Origin of the sequence: Vibrio sp. J502 (assembly GCF_025397955.1) — a bacterium.
Classification (GTDB): Bacteria; Pseudomonadota; Gammaproteobacteria; order Enterobacterales; family Vibrionaceae; genus Vibrio; species Vibrio anguillarum.
In genome coordinates this window covers 637,275-655,647 of record NZ_CP104555.1, presented here as the reverse complement: position 1 = coordinate 655,647, position 18,373 = coordinate 637,275, and the positions used below count along the sequence as shown (strand labels likewise).

At 42.3% G+C, this 18,373-nt stretch carries 19 protein-coding genes and 3 pseudogenes; 4 read left to right on the top strand and 18 right to left on the bottom strand.

What is annotated here, in order from left to right; all coding sequences use genetic code 11:
- Positions 1 to 31 precede the first annotated feature (31 nt).
- The 14 genes and pseudogenes from tnpB to N5E84_RS18525 form a co-directional block, all read right to left on the bottom strand.
- Positions 32 to 385 (bottom strand): IS66 family insertion sequence element accessory protein TnpB, encoded by a 354-nt coding sequence (gene tnpB, locus N5E84_RS18585; protein ID WP_019283195.1) that lies wholly within the window; start codon positions 383 to 385, stop codon positions 32 to 34.
- Positions 382 to 702, bottom strand: coding sequence for an IS66 family insertion sequence element accessory protein TnpA (tnpA, locus tag N5E84_RS18580; protein ID WP_019283194.1), 321 nt, complete (start codon positions 700 to 702; stop codon positions 382 to 384). Before tnpA ends, tnpB begins: the two co-directional genes overlap by 4 nt.
- 85 nt (positions 703 to 787) lie before the next feature.
- Positions 788 to 961 (bottom strand): annotated as a pseudogene (locus tag N5E84_RS18575) (IS256 family transposase); the annotation flags it as partial.
- Between the two features lie 76 nt (positions 962 to 1,037).
- Entirely contained in the window at positions 1,038 to 2,393 is a 1,356-nt protein-coding gene (locus N5E84_RS18570; protein ID WP_019282651.1) for an HD domain-containing phosphohydrolase, read from the bottom strand.
- A complete protein-coding gene (locus tag N5E84_RS18565; RefSeq protein ID WP_013867874.1) occupies positions 2,369 to 4,027 on the bottom strand; it encodes an EAL domain-containing protein in 1,659 nt (552 codons plus the stop codon). Before N5E84_RS18565 ends, N5E84_RS18570 begins: the two co-directional genes overlap by 25 nt.
- Positions 4,028 to 4,031: 4 nt before the next feature.
- Positions 4,032 to 4,472, bottom strand: a complete 441-nt coding sequence (locus tag N5E84_RS18560) for a sensor histidine kinase (protein WP_232513691.1) — start codon at positions 4,470 to 4,472, stop codon at positions 4,032 to 4,034.
- A gap of 117 nt (positions 4,473 to 4,589) precedes the next feature.
- Positions 4,590 to 5,357 carry a histidine kinase dimerization/phospho-acceptor domain-containing protein gene (locus tag N5E84_RS18555; protein WP_234830727.1) on the bottom strand — a complete coding sequence of 256 codons (768 nt, stop codon included), beginning with the start codon at positions 5,355 to 5,357 and terminating at the stop codon, positions 4,590 to 4,592.
- 32 nt (positions 5,358 to 5,389) lie between these two features.
- Positions 5,390 to 5,989 (bottom strand): annotated as a pseudogene (locus tag N5E84_RS21520) (sensor histidine kinase); the annotation flags it as partial.
- Positions 5,990 to 6,054: 65 nt separating this feature from the next.
- Positions 6,055 to 6,697, bottom strand: a pseudogene (locus tag N5E84_RS21515) (PAS domain-containing protein); the annotation flags it as partial.
- A 9-nt stretch (positions 6,698 to 6,706) separates the two neighbouring features.
- On the bottom strand, positions 6,707 to 7,288 hold the full coding sequence (locus N5E84_RS18545; RefSeq protein WP_013867877.1) for a chemotaxis protein CheC: 582 nt from the start codon (positions 7,286 to 7,288) through the stop codon (positions 6,707 to 6,709).
- Positions 7,285 to 7,650: a response regulator gene (locus N5E84_RS18540; RefSeq protein WP_019282209.1), complete on the bottom strand. Its 366-nt coding sequence runs from the start codon at positions 7,648 to 7,650 to the stop codon at positions 7,285 to 7,287. The genes N5E84_RS18545 and N5E84_RS18540 overlap by 4 nt, the downstream gene beginning before the upstream one ends.
- 36 nt (positions 7,651 to 7,686) lie before the next feature.
- Positions 7,687 to 8,862 (bottom strand): HDOD domain-containing protein, encoded by a 1,176-nt coding sequence (locus N5E84_RS18535; RefSeq protein ID WP_019282210.1) that lies wholly within the window; start codon positions 8,860 to 8,862, stop codon positions 7,687 to 7,689.
- A 4-nt stretch (positions 8,863 to 8,866) separates the two neighbouring features.
- On the bottom strand, positions 8,867 to 9,172 hold the full coding sequence (locus tag N5E84_RS18530) for an Hpt domain-containing protein (protein ID WP_019282211.1): 306 nt from the start codon (positions 9,170 to 9,172) through the stop codon (positions 8,867 to 8,869).
- A 164-nt stretch (positions 9,173 to 9,336) separates the two neighbouring features.
- Complete coding sequence (locus N5E84_RS18525) at positions 9,337 to 10,311, bottom strand: diguanylate cyclase domain-containing protein (protein WP_019282212.1); 975 nt, start codon at positions 10,309 to 10,311, stop codon at positions 9,337 to 9,339.
- 138 nt (positions 10,312 to 10,449) lie between these two features.
- On the opposite strand from N5E84_RS18525, the gene N5E84_RS18520 reads away from it, so the two are divergent.
- Positions 10,450 to 10,887 (top strand): DUF3069 domain-containing protein, encoded by a 438-nt coding sequence (locus N5E84_RS18520; protein ID WP_017046416.1) that lies wholly within the window; start codon positions 10,450 to 10,452, stop codon positions 10,885 to 10,887.
- Positions 10,888 to 11,004: 117 nt separating this feature from the next.
- Here N5E84_RS18520 and modC read toward each other — a convergent pair whose 3' ends face one another.
- Genes modC through N5E84_RS18500 form a run of 4 tightly spaced genes read right to left on the bottom strand, consistent with a single transcriptional unit; the run spans position 11,005 to position 15,040 of the window.
- Positions 11,005 to 12,111, bottom strand: coding sequence for a molybdenum ABC transporter ATP-binding protein ModC (gene modC, locus N5E84_RS18515; protein WP_029388229.1), 1,107 nt, complete (start codon positions 12,109 to 12,111; stop codon positions 11,005 to 11,007).
- Positions 12,111 to 12,800, bottom strand: coding sequence for a molybdate ABC transporter permease subunit (gene modB / locus N5E84_RS18510; protein ID WP_069212125.1), 690 nt, complete (start codon positions 12,798 to 12,800; stop codon positions 12,111 to 12,113). Before modB ends, modC begins: the two co-directional genes overlap by 1 nt.
- Positions 12,790 to 13,563: a molybdate ABC transporter substrate-binding protein gene (modA, locus tag N5E84_RS18505; protein WP_019282214.1), complete on the bottom strand. Its 774-nt coding sequence runs from the start codon at positions 13,561 to 13,563 to the stop codon at positions 12,790 to 12,792. The genes modB and modA overlap by 11 nt, the downstream gene beginning before the upstream one ends.
- 1 nt (position 13,564) lies before the next feature.
- On the bottom strand, positions 13,565 to 15,040 hold the full coding sequence (locus tag N5E84_RS18500; protein WP_017042366.1) for a cobyric acid synthase: 1,476 nt from the start codon (positions 15,038 to 15,040) through the stop codon (positions 13,565 to 13,567).
- 157 nt (positions 15,041 to 15,197) lie between these two features.
- Here N5E84_RS18500 and N5E84_RS18495 point away from each other — a divergent pair, with 157 nt between their 5' ends.
- From N5E84_RS18495 to N5E84_RS18485, 3 genes are all read left to right on the top strand, one after another.
- Positions 15,198 to 15,569, top strand: a complete 372-nt coding sequence (locus N5E84_RS18495) for a YgiW/YdeI family stress tolerance OB fold protein (RefSeq protein WP_029388231.1) — start codon at positions 15,198 to 15,200, stop codon at positions 15,567 to 15,569.
- A gap of 136 nt (positions 15,570 to 15,705) precedes the next feature.
- On the top strand, positions 15,706 to 16,230 hold the full coding sequence (locus N5E84_RS18490) for a hypothetical protein (RefSeq protein ID WP_017046411.1): 525 nt from the start codon (positions 15,706 to 15,708) through the stop codon (positions 16,228 to 16,230).
- A gap of 184 nt (positions 16,231 to 16,414) precedes the next feature.
- Positions 16,415 to 18,325, top strand: coding sequence for a diguanylate cyclase (locus N5E84_RS18485; RefSeq protein WP_019282216.1), 1,911 nt, complete (start codon positions 16,415 to 16,417; stop codon positions 18,323 to 18,325).
- The last annotated feature ends 48 nt before the right edge of the window (positions 18,326 to 18,373 follow it).

The window sequence follows — 18,373 nt, the reverse complement described above, 5'->3', positions numbered from 1 at the left end:
TAATGCTTGGTGGATATGGCTATATTATCGCTTAAGTCATTGTAAAATCGTTTATTCTAACGGGTTTATGGCCGATAATCGTGAAGCCAGAAAGCAGTCTGTCAAGCTCGAATTGAGTTAGGGTAAACACCTCATTTTGCTCTTTTGATGGCCACTTGTACTTGGCTTTTTCAAGGCGCTTGTACCAAAGAGCAAAGCCTGTTTTATCCCAGTACAGCACTTTGATTTTGTCGCGCTGTTTGTTGGTGAACAGGAACAGTGCGCCGCTGCCCAAGGGCAAGTCGGTGTCATTTTCGATAATCGCAGCGAGGCCGTTGATGGACTTTCTAAAATCGACGCTTTCGCGATAGAGATAGATTTCGGGAGCACTGAGCATACGTTTCATGACAGCGCACCGATAAGCTCTGCGAGATAGGTCGCTGGCGTGCCTTGTGGGATGCTCAGTTCAACATCATTGACGAGCAGCGTCATATTGGCAACGACAACGTGAGTGGCTTGATACTTTGTGGTCTTTTCAACGACTTCTGCTTTAACAAAGCCAACCGTGTTCGGTTTTTCGATGTGCTTTAACTGTTGGCGCTTAGCGTAAAAAGTGGAGAGGCTCAGTCCGTTACGTTCACAGAATAATCGTTGTGATAGTTGGCTGGATTCATAGTGTTCGAACAGGGTTCGCCATTCTTGGTTAGTGCGTCGTTTGGCCATTTCAAATCTCCTTTGGGTTGGAGGTTTGATCTTATTATTCGGGCTAGGTGATTAGAATGCGGGGTTTATGACGCGCTTACCTTGAGCCGTTCTTACGGTTAGGTTGCTCATCACCTTCAAGGTGCTGTTCGAGTTCTGCTTTCAAAGCAGCTTCTGTGATTTGTTTAATGAGCGGAGTTAAGAAGCCATCTTTACCTGTCAGGTCTTGGCCTGACTGAAGGGCTTTAATAGCTTGTTCTAGATCGAAGTCTTTGTTCATGTGTCATTCCTGTTTTGTATATCATACTGAAATGACACAGATTTCTAAACACTACCGATGCGGCACTCTTTTTAAGTTAACCGATGTAAACCGCGATTGGCATATTAGTCTGTTCTTCAAGCTCTTTTAATTTCGCCAACAAAGCTGAGTTAATTTGATTGCCAGCGGTCAACATTAAGTTTCCATTGGGTAAGTACAAATCACGCTTAATTTTCATACCCGGTTTCACTTCACTCAAACCAATGCACAATTCTAGGCCATCCTCCAAGTGTTTTAACGAAGTTACTACCATTAAAAAAGCATCCACGACTGTGGGGTCATATAAGGTTCCAGCCTGCTCTTTTATATAACTCTGCGCACTTTTGGTATGCATACGACGTGGATTATTTGGTGATGCAATATAGTAGTCATAATCTTTAACCACTTTAATAATACGTGAACACAAAGGTATTTCTTCACCATGTAAATGGCCTGGCTTACCAGTACCGTTATACAACTCATCTTGGTGGCGAATGATCTCAACTAGTGGTTCAAAGCGCTTAATTCGGCCTAAAATCTCGGCACCTAATACAGAATTGGCATTAGGACTCTGAGGAATTGAGGTTTCTGGATCAACAATCAACTTTTCAAGTTCTTTATCTTTCGCGCCGATTAATCCTATTTGGTGCATCAAACCACACAAATAGACATGACTCACTTGGCTTTCAGGTAGTTTTAACCGCTGCGCTACTACCTTCGCTTGGTTAGCAATACGCTCTGCGTGATCGGCTGGGTGTCCCGTTCGATATTGAATGATCGCAGTAACCATACCCAATATGTCTTTAAACGTCTTGTTACGACTTATCAATAAATGTTCTAACTTTTTATTAGATGATTGCAGCTCTAACGTTCTCTCTTTTACCTTCTGCTCTAAATCTTGATTAAATTCAGCCAGCTTACGATTATTGTCTTCCAAGGCTAGATTCACCACTTCGAGCTCGCTATTGCGTTTTTCTAACTCGATAGCCAAATGTTCTCGCTCTTTTGTCAGACGATAAAACTCCGCTGCTTTTGAAACGATCAATTTTAGGTTTTCGTTATCCCATGGTTTGCCAATATAGGTATGAATTCCGCCGGAATTTACTGCCCTGACGGTTGACTGAATATCACTATATCCAGTAAGCAGGATACGAATCGTCTCAGGATATAATTCTTTTGATTTTGCGAGAAAATCGGCACCATCCATCTCTGGCATCCGCATATCAGAGATAATAATAGAGACCTCATGTTGCTCTAAATATTCCAAGGCTTCCTTTCCGCTATTAAAAGAAACTATGTCATAATCTGTACGCAAAACCCTCGTTAGTGATTTTAGAATTTCGCTCTCATCATCTAGCAGCAGAAGGCTAAGTCTATCACCACCAATCGCTATTTTTTGTGCGACATTTTCCATCGTTCCTCCTCCATTCTAGACAAATAACTGACCACGTCGTCTGATGATAATGCCTGACTCACCAAATGCCCCTGGATAATGGAACAGCCCAAGGTTTTCAATTTATCCGCTTGCTCCTGAGTATCAACCCATTCGGCGATCACTCCCATTTCAAGTGATTCAGCACTGTCTATCATTGCCCTCAGAATAACTTCATTGGACGCTGATTTGCCAATTGCTTGGACAAATCGTCCATCAATTTTAAGTACATCGAAAGGCATTTCGCACAGATATTCATAACCCGCATATCCAGTTCCAAAATCATCCAGTGCACAGCTCAATCCCAACCCTTTCAGTTTACTGAGTTCTTGTTTCGCCTGAATAAAATCCTCAATAAAGTCATGCTCCGTTATCTCTATTGACAAGTTATTCAAACCGCAACTGAGCTTTGTAGTTAGCTTAGTCAATAATTCGTAAAATTGCCCATTTATCAACATGTTCCCAGGCACATTAACACTGATATTTCGATCTTTAATTAGTTTCTGATGTTGTTTGATGAACATCAGTACGTCTTCCAATATTTTTTCGGTCAACACTTTAGTTAAACCATACTGCTCAATTATGGGTAAGAAACTGGCTGGATATTGCCACTCATTCTCAACTGTTTTGCGCCTAGCTAATGCTTCAAATCCACAAACATCACCAGTTACCGTCGATAGTTGCGGCTGATAAAACGCGCAGAAATAGCGTCTATCGATATCGTTTAATACAGAAAATAGCGCCAATAACTCTCGGGATTGAGGATCATTATCGAGCCAGTAAATCGGCAGTTGATGATGCAAACGCACTCGCGAGCGTTCATTAAGGTCAGCAATAGATATATCATCGACTTGATGCAACGATTTAACATCACAGAGCAAAACCGTGTATCTGGTTTTAATAAGATGTGTGTCGACTTCAACAGGCTGAGAGAGCCGCGAACATAGGCGCATCACAACTTGATAACCTTTGGGGCTGTATGGAATGCACATAAACAGCTTATCTTTGTAGCGATATATGGTTTCCGGCTCTGTATTACCATCACTCAGATGCCACGCCAGCGTTTTAATAAATTGATTACCAAGCGCTCCGCCGTATTGATGGTTAATTTCGTCTAGATTAGCAATATTCACCATGACCAAAGCGTATGAGGAGTCACCATGTTTTTTCAATTCGATAATCTGTTCATCTAACGTGCGCCGGTTTTTTAAGTTCGTCAGCACATCACTACCTAGCAATGCTTCACGCTCCAATAAACTCAAACGTATGGTTTCAATCAGCTCCTCTCTATCCCATGGTTTTTGGAGAAAACGATGCAATTTCCCTTCGTTCAAAGCACGAGACAAACCTTTGATGTCAGCTTGACCAGATAGAATAATGGTTACAACATGAGGATACTTATTGCGAATATTGACGACCAGCTCTGTCCCATCCATATTAGGCATTCGATAATCAGAAATCACAATTTCGATAGGGTGCCGCTCTAAAATAGTCAGAGCCTCAAGACCGCTACTCGCACAATGAACCACAGAAAAATGCGGTTTGAATTCACGAGTTAAAGCTTTAAGTACCGCTGGCTCATCATCTACAAGCAGAATTTCTTTATATCGAAACATACAATTACCCCAATCCTTTCATCGAATGATGAGGTGCAACATAAAGCGGTAAACGAATATAGACGCAGGTTCCTTGACCTATCGTCGACTGAATTTCAATTTTTCCGAGGTGCTCTTCTATGATTTCTTTCGCAACAGATAATCCAAGTCCTGCGCCATCACCGATACGCTTGGTGGTAAAAAAAGGATCAAAAACGTACACTAAATCTTCCGGACAAATGCCTTTACCGTTATCGCATACCGATAGACAGACACTAGATTTATTCTCGATTAATAAGCTGTTTTCCATATACAAGGCGACATTGACTTCACCATCAGTTTGAGAGAATGACTGTAACGCATTGACTAACAAATTAATCAGTACTTGTTGGAGCTTATGGGTTTGCCCTAGAACATAAAATGGTATTTGAGGAGGTTCATAATTTAAGCGTACTTTCAGCTTCATTTCACCCAACACCATATTAGTTGCAGAGCTAACCACGTCTCTTAAATCGACCATTCCAACTGATAATTTGGACTCGTGATAATACACATTCAAGCTCGCTACAATGTTTTTAATACGCTAAAGCCCCTCTAAACTTTCCACAATGATAGACTCGCTATCATCCAGTATTTCTGCCAACTGACGGTCGTTGATCTGCTGGATCTCTGGGTGTGCCTTCACTTGGGCAAGATAGGAACTTAACGTGTTGAAATTACTCATCACAAAGCCGAGTGGATTATTGATTTCATGCGCAACACCGGCGGCCAATTTACCTAAAGAAACCCTTTTTGCATCTTGCTCATTTCGTTGAAGATCACTACTGCTCTCCCGCATAGACGACAGTAATTTTAAGGCCATCTCAACCAGTAACATACCTTCTTGGATTTTTTCTAATTCACTTAAATCAAAAGCATTCAGCGTTGTTCGCGCAAGAAACAGGCTATAGCGCCGCGTCGGAGAGGAGACGGAAAAGGTAACGCCACTTTTCCAAGCAGGAAAGTCATTGTGATAGTCTGAGAATTTCCCCGTATCATTGGCTAAATCAGGGAAGTAACTAAACTCCGTATCGGCTAAGGTTGGGTATGTGCCTAACTTTATTGCATCGGTGATTGGAAAACTAGAACGCAGTATCTTGAGCCTCTGCTCAGAATTGTAAGAAAATAGCACGATATGTGTATTAGGGAATAAAGGCTGAACATGAGTAATAAACTGATCTAACTTGTCTTCTTGTGATTGATTTGAAAACATAACTCCTAGCAAAGAAAGTACGACGTAGTGAAATGTTGAGTCCAAGCTGTGTTCTTCTTGAAAGCGTCTATTTTCTTCCTGTTGCTGGGTTTTACTCACATGCATACTCCCTAATCAGATAACGATCATTTTCACTCTATTGCTAGTGTAGCCAATTCGACTGCGTCTATCGGTAACGTAATGATGAATTCAGTACCTTTATTCACTTCGCTATGAACTGCAATGGTGCCTTTATGACCATTGATGATCCCGTACGAAACTGATAAACCTAATCCTGTGCCGGACCCAACCGCTTTGGTGGTAAAGAAGGGTTCAAAGATGCGATCTTTAATCGCATCAGGAATACCGCTTCCCGTATCTTTAATGCGAATTTCAACCTGTTTCTCATTTAACTTGGCTAATGAGATGGTGATGGTGCCTTCTCCGACAATCGCCTGACTTGCATTGACAAGAATATTAAGAAGGACTTGGTTAATCTGCATCGGCTGGCAATACACTTCAGGCACGTTTTCTTGATATATTTTCTCTAAAGTAATGTTGTATTTGATTTCGTTATTGATGATTTTCAGCGTTGATTCGATACAGTTTTCCAAATTTGCGTAGCTCCATTCAGAACCATCAACGTGTGAAAACTCTTTTAAATTTTTCACAATGGCCATTACTCGAGATGAACCTTCTAGTGATTCTGAAATCAAATCAGCCGTATCTTCTAAAATAAAATCAATCTGTTTCTCTTGTAGTAATGACTCACACTTTGCCGCTAAAACGGTATTATTTGCTTGTGAAACCTGTTGTTTTATCCCTTCTAAAACGGCGGCTAGCGTTTGAAAATAGTCACTAAGTGTTTGAATATTGGATGTAATAAAACCCACTGGATTATTGATCTCATGAGCAATGCCTGCCGAAAGCTGCCCAATAGAGGCCATTTTCTCTGATTGCAGTAGTTGTCCTTGTGCATCTTCGAGTTTTTTAATCAACACTTTTTGCGCTTGATGTTCTTGTTCTAATTGATAAGAAATGCGCTTAAGTTCCTGCTGCTGGCTAGCTTGTATCGTTACATCATAGACACATATACAAACATGCTCGATGGTCCCATCTTCACTATGAATAGGGATGATCTCCAAATCTTGATACATCTGATCTTCTTCGCCCGATACAGGGCGGGAGCTTTTAAAGGGCAGTAGATGAGGCTTTTGCTCCCAGCTACTAAAGCTTGAAGTTTCAATCACCAATGCCGTATCAATTTTTCGTTTAAGGTAGTCTGCGGAATGGGGAAATAGTTCAAGTATGTTCTTTCCTTGCATCACATCACCATCAAAAATGACTCGGGATTGGAAATAGTCATTCGCTTTCACGATAATGTAATCCTGCCGTACTATGCACAACGCAAAAGAGAGTTGATCCAGCAGATCAGAAAGCAGTAAGCGGCTTTTTCCCATTCCAAACTCCTACATCAACTCATCGAGGTGAATGAGTACCTTATCCAATTCGTTGTCTGCAAAACAGATGATGGTTTTAGCAGAGAATGACGCTTTTTCGACTAAAAAAGAGATTTCCATAATTAAAGATAGCTTCCACTGAGAAATGGGGAGCGGCTGTGTTGACGGATAAAACAGCACTGGAGACTGAATTTTAGTTTTTATGTCTATTTGCTGACATAGACCCTTTAGACTTGCACCAGATAAAATATTCGAGATATCTAAAATGCTCTCCTCTAGGCTCACGACATCTTGAGCATCACCTGTTGATTGTTTTAGATCGCTCACTATCTGTTCACAGCCTTTTCTGCTCATTAAGGTCACTAACTCACCATCCATGCCACCAAAAAAAGACTGCCGAGTGTAGTAATAATCGGTTTCATAAGATTGCAGTTGCGCTAAATCCTCATCCGTTGCCACTCCAATACTGGGTACAGATATAGTGACGTGTAAATTAAGTAAGGTAGCCAGTTTATTTGCTGCTCTGCCCATAGAGATATTCATAAATTCTTGCAGGGCGTCTTTATGGTCTTCTGAAAGTGCCATTGTCATAATAGTCCTACCTCGTGCAATGTTTGTTTTAGCTGTGCTGGGTCAAGTGGTTTTTGCAAAAAGGTGACGGCACCGAGTTCTCTTACGCGCTGCTGAGCAAAAGGTTGAATATCGGCACTAATGACAATGACAATACTTTTAGCATCAATGCTATGCAAATATTCAAGGACTTGGAAGCCATCCATTTCTGGCATGGTCAAATCTAAAAACATCACTTCAGCGCACCCATTTTGGTAATTGACTAGGGCTTCTTTGCCATTTTGGGCTTCGTTGATTTCCACATCCCACTCTTCAGGAATCGCCCTCATTACCGCTTTTCTCGACATCTTTGAATCGTCTGCTATTGTAATTTTAATTGCCATGTTCGCTCCCTCTAACCAAAAAAAGTAATTATATAATTACTCAATAAATATGGGTTTTAGCTCAACTAATACGCTTGCAATGGAACTTGGTACACCGTCAATCAGTGTTTGGTAGCTCTCATTTTCCTTACATGCTTCTATACGATTTGCAAGCCCCACAATACTGCCAAGTACAACAGATTTGTCATCTGAAAAAAAATCACTCTTACTTTGATTAAGAACGATCTCTCCAATCTCTGAACCGTATCCCCATATCATCAGCATGTATGCCGTTACTATGTAGTAATCAGCATATTCTTGTTGAAGCTCCAAGAAAGAATCAACATTATGGATATCAGCGCCTTCCTCCATCAAAATCAATTTTCCGATTGCGGTAAGCAAGCTTGAGACAAACACCCGATCTTTATCTTGTAGAGAGTACCCCAAGTTTTTAGCCAGTAAACGGGATATATAGCTGACCCTCAGCGCCTGTTCTGAAATATCTTGGTGGGCCTTTTTTGAAACTAAGCTGTTAGCGTGATGGCTCAATAACGATATGGCGATACTCTCCACTAAAGTCGCGCCTAAACGTCCAACAGCTTCCGATAATGAATCTGTGGTTCGACGAAAACCCAAGTAAGAAGAATTGGCAATTTGAAACACTCGTGCAACTAATACAGGCTCATGGCTAATGGTGTCTGCTATCGATTGAAGATCACAAGTAGGAGAGGCAATAGTTTGTTGTAAACGGTGTATCGAATTGGGTAACACCGGAAGATCTTTCAAGCTTCCGAGTTTAGTTCGACACTCACTGTTAAACGGCATTTGATAAAGACGTTCGGTACATTCAAATAAGCGTTCAAAGTCCTCTTGTGTGAATGGCTTAGGCAGAACGAAGTGGGAATACGCATGCGCTTTTTGAGGCAAATTCTCCTGCGTATTCCCAGTTAAAAGAGCTCTCACTACTTGCGGGTAAGACTGCTTTACCTCTTTTAAAAGCTCATCGCCACATTTATGCGGCATGAGTAAATCTGAAATGATAATGGCTGGCGGTTGGCAATTATGCTTATTCCATTCTGACAACCAATCTAGTGGCTCTGAAACGAGTATAATTTCCCATTCTGGACGAATACGCCTGATCAAACGAGCAATGGCTTTAAGCATAAAAACATCATCATCTATGCACATGACTTTCAAATGTACTTTTTCCATTTGATTCTCACTTAGCTTCATCGTTTTATTTATTCATATATTGGTTGATTTCGTCCAACAACAACTTACTTTGATCATTGATAGAACTGATTGAAAACTCGGTGTCTTGAGTAACATTGGTTAGATTATCAGTTGCGGCTTCAAGTTTCTGGAATTCAGATGCTAATACATCCGCTCCGACAAACCGAGATGACGATTTCATGGTGTGTGAAATGTGGTGAATCACCTCAACTTGGTTGCCACAAAACGCATTGCTAAGTTTGTTCAAAGCTTCCAACAGGCTTTTTCGATAGCCGCACAGCATCTCATTCACATTCTCTTCACCCACCATGTCCGCTACCCTATCTGGTGAAAAATACTGCAATCCGTCCATAAAGTGCACCCATAAGCCAAAAAAGTTGATATATGCATCCTGACTTCTAATCCAAAGCGTTAGTACTAGTGTAGACCATATTGCTTATGTGCTAACAAAAAAGAGCGAGTGAAGTGTGTGTATTAGCTTAATGCTGCATTGGTAACATCGTAAGAAATAAAGCAATTTCTACCTTGATGCTTTGCTTGGTACAAGGCTTCGTCGGCCAGATTGTAAATATTAGCGATAGACTCAGTGCCATTCGGCGTTAACGAGATGACACCTTGAGATAAGGTGACATGATCAGCAATTTCGCTGTATTGATGAGGATAGTGTGCCTTGATCATTGATTGTTGGATTCGCTCAGCGGCAATCAGTGCTTGTTCATAATTGGCATTACCCAGCAGCACTAAAAACTCTTCACCGCCATATCGCCCTACATACTCACCAGTGCGCACAAATAACTGATTCACCGTTTGCGCAATGCTAATCAAGCAGTTATCTCCTTCTATATGGCCGTAGTTATCGTTAAACCGTTTGAAATAGTCCACATCGATCAAAATGAGGCTCATTGGAAATTTGTGCCGCCCATGCCAGCTGATCATCTCTTTAAGTTTATCGTCCATAAATCGGCGATTGAAGAGCTGCGTTAAACCATCTTCATTCGCTTGCTGCTGCAAAACTCGATTGAGTTCTTCCAATTTGACTGTCGCTCGCTTCAGCTCTCGACGCATGCTGGCAATACGCTGCATCGCGAGTAATTTGGAATTAAGCACAAGCTTATCAACTGGCTTGGTTAAGTAGTCATCCCCACCTGCCTCTATCGCTTTAGCAATCATCGATGGTTCATCATGTCCACTTAAAAAGATAATCGGCACCCATTCATGGTGTTGTAAACGTATTTTTTTCGACAATTCAAAACCATTCATTCCGGGCATCGAAATATCCATCAAAATCAATTCTGGATCAAATTTTCGATAAATATCCAGTGCCGCTTGTCCACTGGCAACCGCTTCCACGTGATGACCGAGCTGTTTAAGACGAATGGTGAGTTGCATTCGATCCAGTTGTACGTCATCGACCAGTAAGATCCTCATAGAAGAGCCCGAACTTACCATCTGTAACCCCTTTAAATTTCAATCATATGCTTACGTATAACATAGATTTATTCACTTTCTTTGTTTAATTTTGCGCACAATATTGACTTTTCGCTATAAATTTTTAGCATGTAGCTTTTCCCCTAAAGAGATATCTTCATGTCTGAAGTAAAGCAAACCGAACAACCTGTAGTGGACTTAGACGCCATCTCGCCAGAATTGCGCCAAGTAATTGAATTTGATCAAGTGCCACAAGAGATGTACTACATGGTCGTGTCTATACATGAAGTCTCTGAAGAAGCGGTACGAGAGTCTTGGAACTCTCTACCAGCCAGTGCGCAAAATGTGTTGGATAATTTTGAACAGTTTCATGCGTTGATCTCTGTTAGCCAAGCTTTTGCTGGTGTCAATGTCATGGAGGAGTTCCCAACATTGAATTTACCGAAAGAGATGACAGACCAAGATAAAGAAGAGTACCGAGCAGAGCTTCTTGATCAAGTGCTGCATAACTGTGTGAAAGATATGGTTAAACAGATCAAAAAAGCACGCCGCGACCCGATTCTAAAACGCGACTTTAAAGACGTGTTTGCAAAATAAAACGCACACCATTGAGCATAAAGCCGTCAATTTTATATGACGGCTTTTTCTATTGAACCTGAACTCAGGATAAGAGAGGCTTAGGTTATTGAATCAATACATTAATAATGAAAAATATTAATGCGTTAAGACGATATCACGCTGCGACACGCTCACGCCTTTAATTTGCACATACAGCGAATCACCAACATCCAGTTGTAGCTCATCGGCCGCCCATTTGGTTACCGTAGCCCACAGGTAACACCCTTCGACTAACTTGAGTTTTATCCCCACACTCTGTTTATCAGTACCTTGAGGCTGCTTTTCAATCTGACAAATCTGCGCAGGCAGAATATTACGAATTGACGTCCGGTTTGGCTTATCAAGCGCCACCGAAACATCATTTGCACGGATCTGTAATCGCAGTGCAGAGCCTACCTCGCCTTCCACATATTGCACCCAAAGTTTGACATCATCTGCAAGCGAGACTTGTGTGAGCGCATAATCTTTGTTGTGCTGGCAGATGTGGGCAGAAAACAGACTACTTTGGTCGGCAAATGATTGCCAAGGACGCATATAATTTGAAGACCACACTTGCTCTAGCTCACCGCTTATCAGCACAGCGCCCTGTTCTAACACAACTAAATGATTAGCCAGACGCAAAATTTCATTCATGCTGTGCGTCACATAGAGAATTGGAATATGTACGCTATGAGCCAGCTCTTCCAAAAAAGGCATCACTTCACGTTTGCGCGGCATATCGAGCGATGCCAACGGCTCATCCATCAATAAAATATCTGGCTTGGATAGTAAGGCTCGGCCAATCGCTACTCGCTGTTTCTCCCCACCCGATAAATCATGCGGATAACGTGTAAGTAATGGCGCTAAAGCCAATAATTTTACGATAGCGGCGAAGTGGTCGGCATCTTTTTTTTTGACACCATAGTTTAAATTGCCATGAACGGTGTAATGTGGAAACAATCGAGCATCTTGAAAAACGTAACCAACGTTGCGCTTTTCAACAGGCAAGTTAATCTTTTTTCGTTGGCTAAATAGGATGCGGCCATTGATCTCGATTTCACCAAGTTCAGGCTTCACCAATCCACTAATAATATTGATGAAGGAGGTTTTCCCCGCCCCTGAACGCCCGAAAACCGCACAAATACCACGGCTTGGTAAAACCAAATCCGCATTAAGCTTGATATCACCTAACTGTTTTTCAAATTGAATCTTTAACCCACTCATCATTGATTCCCTAAGCGCCGCGTCATTCGGCGGCTAATCACTTCAGAAATGAATAACGAAGCCAAGGCAATCGCGATGGAGATAATACATAAACGCATCGCTTCCATTTCGGCTCCTGGCGTTTCTAAAAAGTTATACATCGCAAGAGGAAGCGTTTGTGTTTCACCGGGAATATTGGACACAAAGCTAATGGTGGCTCCAAACTCACCTAGGCTGCGAGCAAAAGAGAGCATCGCGCCAGTGATCAGCCCGGGTATCGTTAAGGGTAATGTAATGGTCAAAAAAACTTTGAGTGGTGAAGCGCCTAAGGTTCGAGCCGCTTGCTCTAACTTAGGATCGACGCTTTCAAGGCTTAAACGAATCGCACGAACCATCAAGGGCAGTGCGATGATGACACACGCCAACACGGCTCCACGCCAACTGAAGCTGAAACGCAAGCCAAACATATTATCAAACCACTGCCCAATTACGCCTTGTTTACCCATGGTGATCAACAGAAGATACCCCACGACCACTGGCGGTAAAACGAGCGGCAAATGCACTAGGCTATCCAATATACTTTTACCCCAAAACTGCTTTCTGGCGAGTAGCCACGCAAAAAACATTCCCAGCGGTAAGAGCCAAAGCACGGTATAAATCGCGACTTTTAAGCTCAGTCGCAGTGCAACCCATTCGTACTCAGAAAGCAAAGGAATCCGTTCCTGTCATCACGCTAAAACCGTAGTTCTGTAAGATACTTTTTGCTTGATCGCTGCGTAAAAAAAGCATGAATTGATTCACCGTATCACGCTCAGTTAGCTGCACTAAAGGATAATGGATGGCGCTGTGTAGGCTTGAATCAAATTCGTGTACCACTTTGACCTTATTGCTCATCAATGCATCCGTCTTATATACAATACCAAGTGTGGCTTCTTGACGTTCCACTAGCGCAAGCGCTAAACGTACGTTATTGGTTTGAGCCAGCATAGGGGCGAGCGACGACCACACTTTTAACTTTTCTAGTGCCTCTTTGGCATACATTCCCACAGGCACTGCCATTGTGTTACCTATCGCTAAACGTGAACCGTTCAAGGCGTCAAGCCATGCCGCAACATCATTTACCACCAGCGAATTGAGCTTCGACGATTGAGGGGCGATAAGCACCAGCTGATTTCCAGCCAACAATGTAACCTTATCGCTCGTCACAATGTTCTTGTTAAGTAAGTGAGTAACCCAGTTATCATTGGCTGAAATAAAAATATCCGCTGGTGCACCTTGCTCAATTTGACGAGCAAGCGCGGATGAACCCGCATAAACGGGCACAATATCTAACGGTTGTTTCGGCTGGTAAGCCGCAATCAATTCATTAACCGCATTCGTCATGGATGACGCTGCATAAACAGTGATTTTCTCTTGTGCATAAACCGCCGTGCAGCACAGCATGGCGACGATCGAGAGCAGTATTTTTCTCATGTTAACGCTCCGTTAATTCTGGCCATAATAAGGCCAAGTTCAAATGCTCTTCAATCGCATCCGCAATGCGGTTAATGGCTTGTTCTTTTTGCGCCACATGATCGTAATAACTTATATCAGCGGCACCAGCCCAGCGACAGATAAGCTCAGTTGCAGGAAAACTATCAAAAATTCCGTGCATGTAAGTCCCCAACACTTGCTGGCAATCACTTAATAAACCGTCACGGTTGCCATTGTCTAACGTGATGATTGCTGAGGATGATGCATCATCGAGCGTTGTGCGTCCAACGTGGATCTCATAGCCTGAGACCTTCGCTTTACCTTGCGGTAAAATAAGCTCGCCTTGAACATTCCTGAGCGTTTTTTCAGCGGTAAGTTCTGTACTGACGTTCAACAACCCCAGTCCTTCACTTTCGCCCGCTTCACCTTCAACGCCGAGTGGATCGCGAATTACCCGACCTAACATTTGGTAACCACCACAAATGCCCATCACTTTGCCTCCGAAACGCAAGTGACGTTTGATATCCTGATCCCAACCTTGCGAGCGCAGATACGCAAGATCGTCCCTTACAGATTTACTGCCCGGAAGCAGAATCAGATCCGCATTTTCGATCCGTTCACCCTTTCCCACATAACGTAAGTCAACATCAGGATTTAAACGCAACGCATCAAAATCAGTATGGTTACTAATGCGAGTTAACACTGGCACCACAATATTCAATTTACTGTTGCTGCTGAGGGTTTGCGCTTGAGTGATCGCATCTTCAGCTTCTAAATCAAAGCCATGTAAATAAGGCAGCACACCAATGACGGGTTTACCCGTTTTTGCTTCTAACCAATCAAGGCCAGATTGCAGTAACGCAATATCACCTCGAAAGCGGTTAATCACAAACCCTTTTACACGTAGCTGTTCCGATTCAGAAAGCAGTGCTAACGTGCCATACAGATGAGCAAATACACCGCCTCTATCAATATCGGCAATGATAATTACAGGTACATCGGCCGCTTCAGCAAACCCCATGTTAGCAATGTCGTTTTCGCGTAGGTTAATTTCAGCCGGGCTTCCCGCCCCTTCAATCATGACACTTTGATACTCGGCTTGTAACCGAGCGTAGGAATCAAGCACAGTATTCATCGCGACTTTCTTATAATCGTGATAACCCGTTGCTTCCATATTAGAGAGCGCTCTGCCTTGCAGGATAACCTGCGCACCCGTGTCTGAATTTGGCTTGAGTAATACAGGGTTCATGTGTACCGATGGCTCAACGCCACACGCTTGAGCCTGAACAGCTTGCGCTCTCCCGATTTCGCCACCATCGGCCGTCACCGCACTATTGAGGGCCATGTTTTGCGGCTTAAAAGGGGCTACTTTTATTCCTCGACGTGCTAACACTCGGCACAAGCCTGCAACTAGCACACTTTTTCCAGCGTCGGAAGTGGTGCCCTGCACCATCAATGACCTTAATGTTGATTCCATATTAACTCTACGATAGGCGTTTGCTGGTAATCATACCGTCACAGCTGCTACTCACTCAATAAAATGAATGGAATATTAATGTTCCGCTCAGAGTGTGTTCAACATCTTAGTGTTTAAATCGCTTCATCAAAACAACAAACCCATAGAGGAATTAAAAATGAAACGTACAACACTAGCCCTAGCAGCTTCGATGATTATTGCTCCTGTTTTCGCTTTTGCAGGTAACCATAACCAAAACAGTAGTGCCATCAATTACAATGGTCCTATCGAACTTACGTCTGTGGAATCGTTGCTAAAAGACACCAATATGTTTACAGAAAAGCATATTGTGGTTGAAGGAAAGTTGATTCGTCAAATCAGAAAAGACACATTCGTATTCAGTGATGGCAACGGTGAGATTCAAGTAGAACTGGATGATGATATCCACTTCACAGCGCCACTCAATGCCGAGACTAAGGTTCGCCTTTATGGCGAATATGAAGGAGGGCTGACACCTGAAATCGAAGTGGATCAGATCCAAGTTCTATAATCATTACTGTTTATTGCTCTCTTGATGGTAAAACACAAAAAATAAGATGGATTTTTTTGTGAAAATGGCCTGTAATTTGCAGGCCATTGCTGTATCTTATTCAGCTTAATTTTCATCTTTTCAGGACGAAGCGTACATGTATAAAAAAGCGTACTCACTAGGCCTAGTCGGTTTGTCATGCGTTCTTTCTTTCTCTGCGCAAGCTAACAATTTTAATTATAACTTCTTTGAAGTCAGAACCGCTATCAGCCCTGAATCCTCAGGTGCAGAATTTAGTACTTATTTAACCGATAACACACACCTGGTCGCTCGTTACGATTCGAGATTTGACGGAGATTGGGATGCCGCTGGCGGAATTGGCTTTAACGGTCCAATAAACCAATTTGCTGATGTCTACGGACAAATGCTTGTTCACCACATTAGACCTACCGATGAACAGGGTGGCAAAAGCGAAACCCAGTTGGAGTTTAATATTGGCAGCCGGATCTGGTTATCGAGCCAAATTGAAGCCAATATTAAACTGGGTAAGAACGATGAACACTCGGTATTTTGCGCTGGATTACGTTTTCACTCTACCGAACAATTATCGTTAGGAGCTGAAACCAAAAACAACGGCGTTTACGGCCCACAGATCGTCATGAATGTTCGTTTTCAGTTCTAAAAACGTAAAGCGGCCTTCAGGCTTAAGCGCATGATGCTTCTTCGCTACTTGTGCGCTTCTTTTTACTCTTTGTATCAACAGAATTACCCCACAAATTTGATGTACTCCACGATATCAGATATTTGGAAGCGACTTCTCATATATCAGCGATATACTATGCACTCAATAACTTATATGTGCCGCTATGTTTCGCTCTTTCTATAAATACTTAGCTCAATGGCTATTTGTTAGTGTCGTGCTTGGGGTTGTGCCCTTTCTTTATTTCGTCAAAGAATTCGACAAAGCTCACGAACAAACTGTGCAAATGATCGAACAAAAAAGCCATGCTCAACTCGAATACAATAAGCACGAACTGCTTACTGCGTTTAATGACGTTTACAATTCAACTCAAATATTGTCAAACAACACCATGTTGTACAGCGCATTACGTCTTCCCTCCACCGAAAATATCGAAGCGGTACAGGCGTTTTGGTTATTAGCAGCTCGTATTCAAACCCTTTATTCTCGGCTCAGGCTTTTTGATATAGCGGGTAACGAATTAATTCGCGTGAATCAGAGTAATGGATCAACAGAAGCAGTGCCAAGATCACCACTAAAAAACAAATTGCACCGAGACTATTTTCAGTATGCGCAAAACCTTTCCCCAAACCAAATTGGGATCTTCGGTGTTGATAGTGAAAGAGAAGAAGAAAATTATGGTACTGCTTCCCAGATAACCGCAGTATTTAGGATTATTGCACCAATAGATTTTGATGGAAAAAGGCAAGGCTATTTTGTAGCAAATCTTAACTTAACCCAATTGTACAAAAAATTTAACCAGAGTTTAAATTCACTGAGTCGCCCAGACATCATCAGTTTCAAGGGGCAGTATATTCATCATGAAAATGAGATCTTATCTCAGCAAGAAAACCCGTCAAAATACCACCTGCTGAATATTAACAGTGTCGCCCCTATACTCTGGAAAAGTATGCAAGAGCAAGCTTCTGGCACGGTATGGGATAACAACTGCTGGTATAGTTTTACTCAAGTTCCTTTGCAATCCATATTCCCAGAAATGGAGCCAATTTACCTAATTCAGTCATTAAATGGTGATGCCCTCAATAAATTGCTTTCTGCCACAGAGCTAAAAATTGGCTTTCAAGCGGTTGGCATCGCGCTATTAGTAATGACGATTGCCGCCGGTTTTATTCGTTGGAACGCAAACCACGATAAAAACAGTATCGAGAGCAAACTGGCTAGGGCGGCGATGAATGGTATGTCAGCTATGGTGATTACCGATCGTAATAACCGCATTATCAAAGTAAACAATGAGTTTACCCGGATCAGCGGCTACACCTTAGCCGAGGTAAGAGGTAAACAACCTTCCGTTTTTTCCTCCGGTAAGCACAATCAAGCTTTTTACATGAATATGTGGAAAGTGCTGCAAGACGAAGGGTTATGGGAAGGTGAAGTCATTAATAAGCGTAAAGATGGCTCAATGCAAACCGAGATCTTACGTATTCAAACCATCCGTGATTCAGACGGAATTATTCAGTTTTATGTGGCCTCCTTTGTTGATATTAGTCATCGCAAAGAGCTAGAAAATCGCCTGCGTGAGCTCAGCGAGAAAGATGCGCTCACCAACATTTGGAACCGCAGGAAATTTGATCAAGAAATGCGCTCCGAATGCTTACGCGTAAAACGTTACCAAGCTCAAGTGCAGTCGTGCTTAGCGATTATTGATATCGACCATTTTAAACGCATTAATGATAAATTAGGCCACGCAGAAGGCGATAAGATCATTCGTTCTGTCGCAACACAATTAAGTGAGCACCTAAGAGAAACGGACTTTTTAGCTCGCATCGGAGGCGAAGAGTTTGCCATCATTATGCCTCATACACCACTGGCAGAAGCTGAGTTGGTCATGCACCGTTTACGAGTAGCCGTTCACTTAAATCATCGTTTAGAAGTGTCGATCAGCGGTGGCATCACTGACATTACAGAAAAACCAGAAGAAGTGTATAAACGGGCCGATATTGCATTGTATGAGTCAAAAGCTTCGGGGCGTAATCTTGTCTCGGTATTGACCAGTGTCGAGATGGAAGAATTTGCTTAACAATTAGTACCATTTAAGTGCATCGAGAAATAAAATGGGTTTATTTTC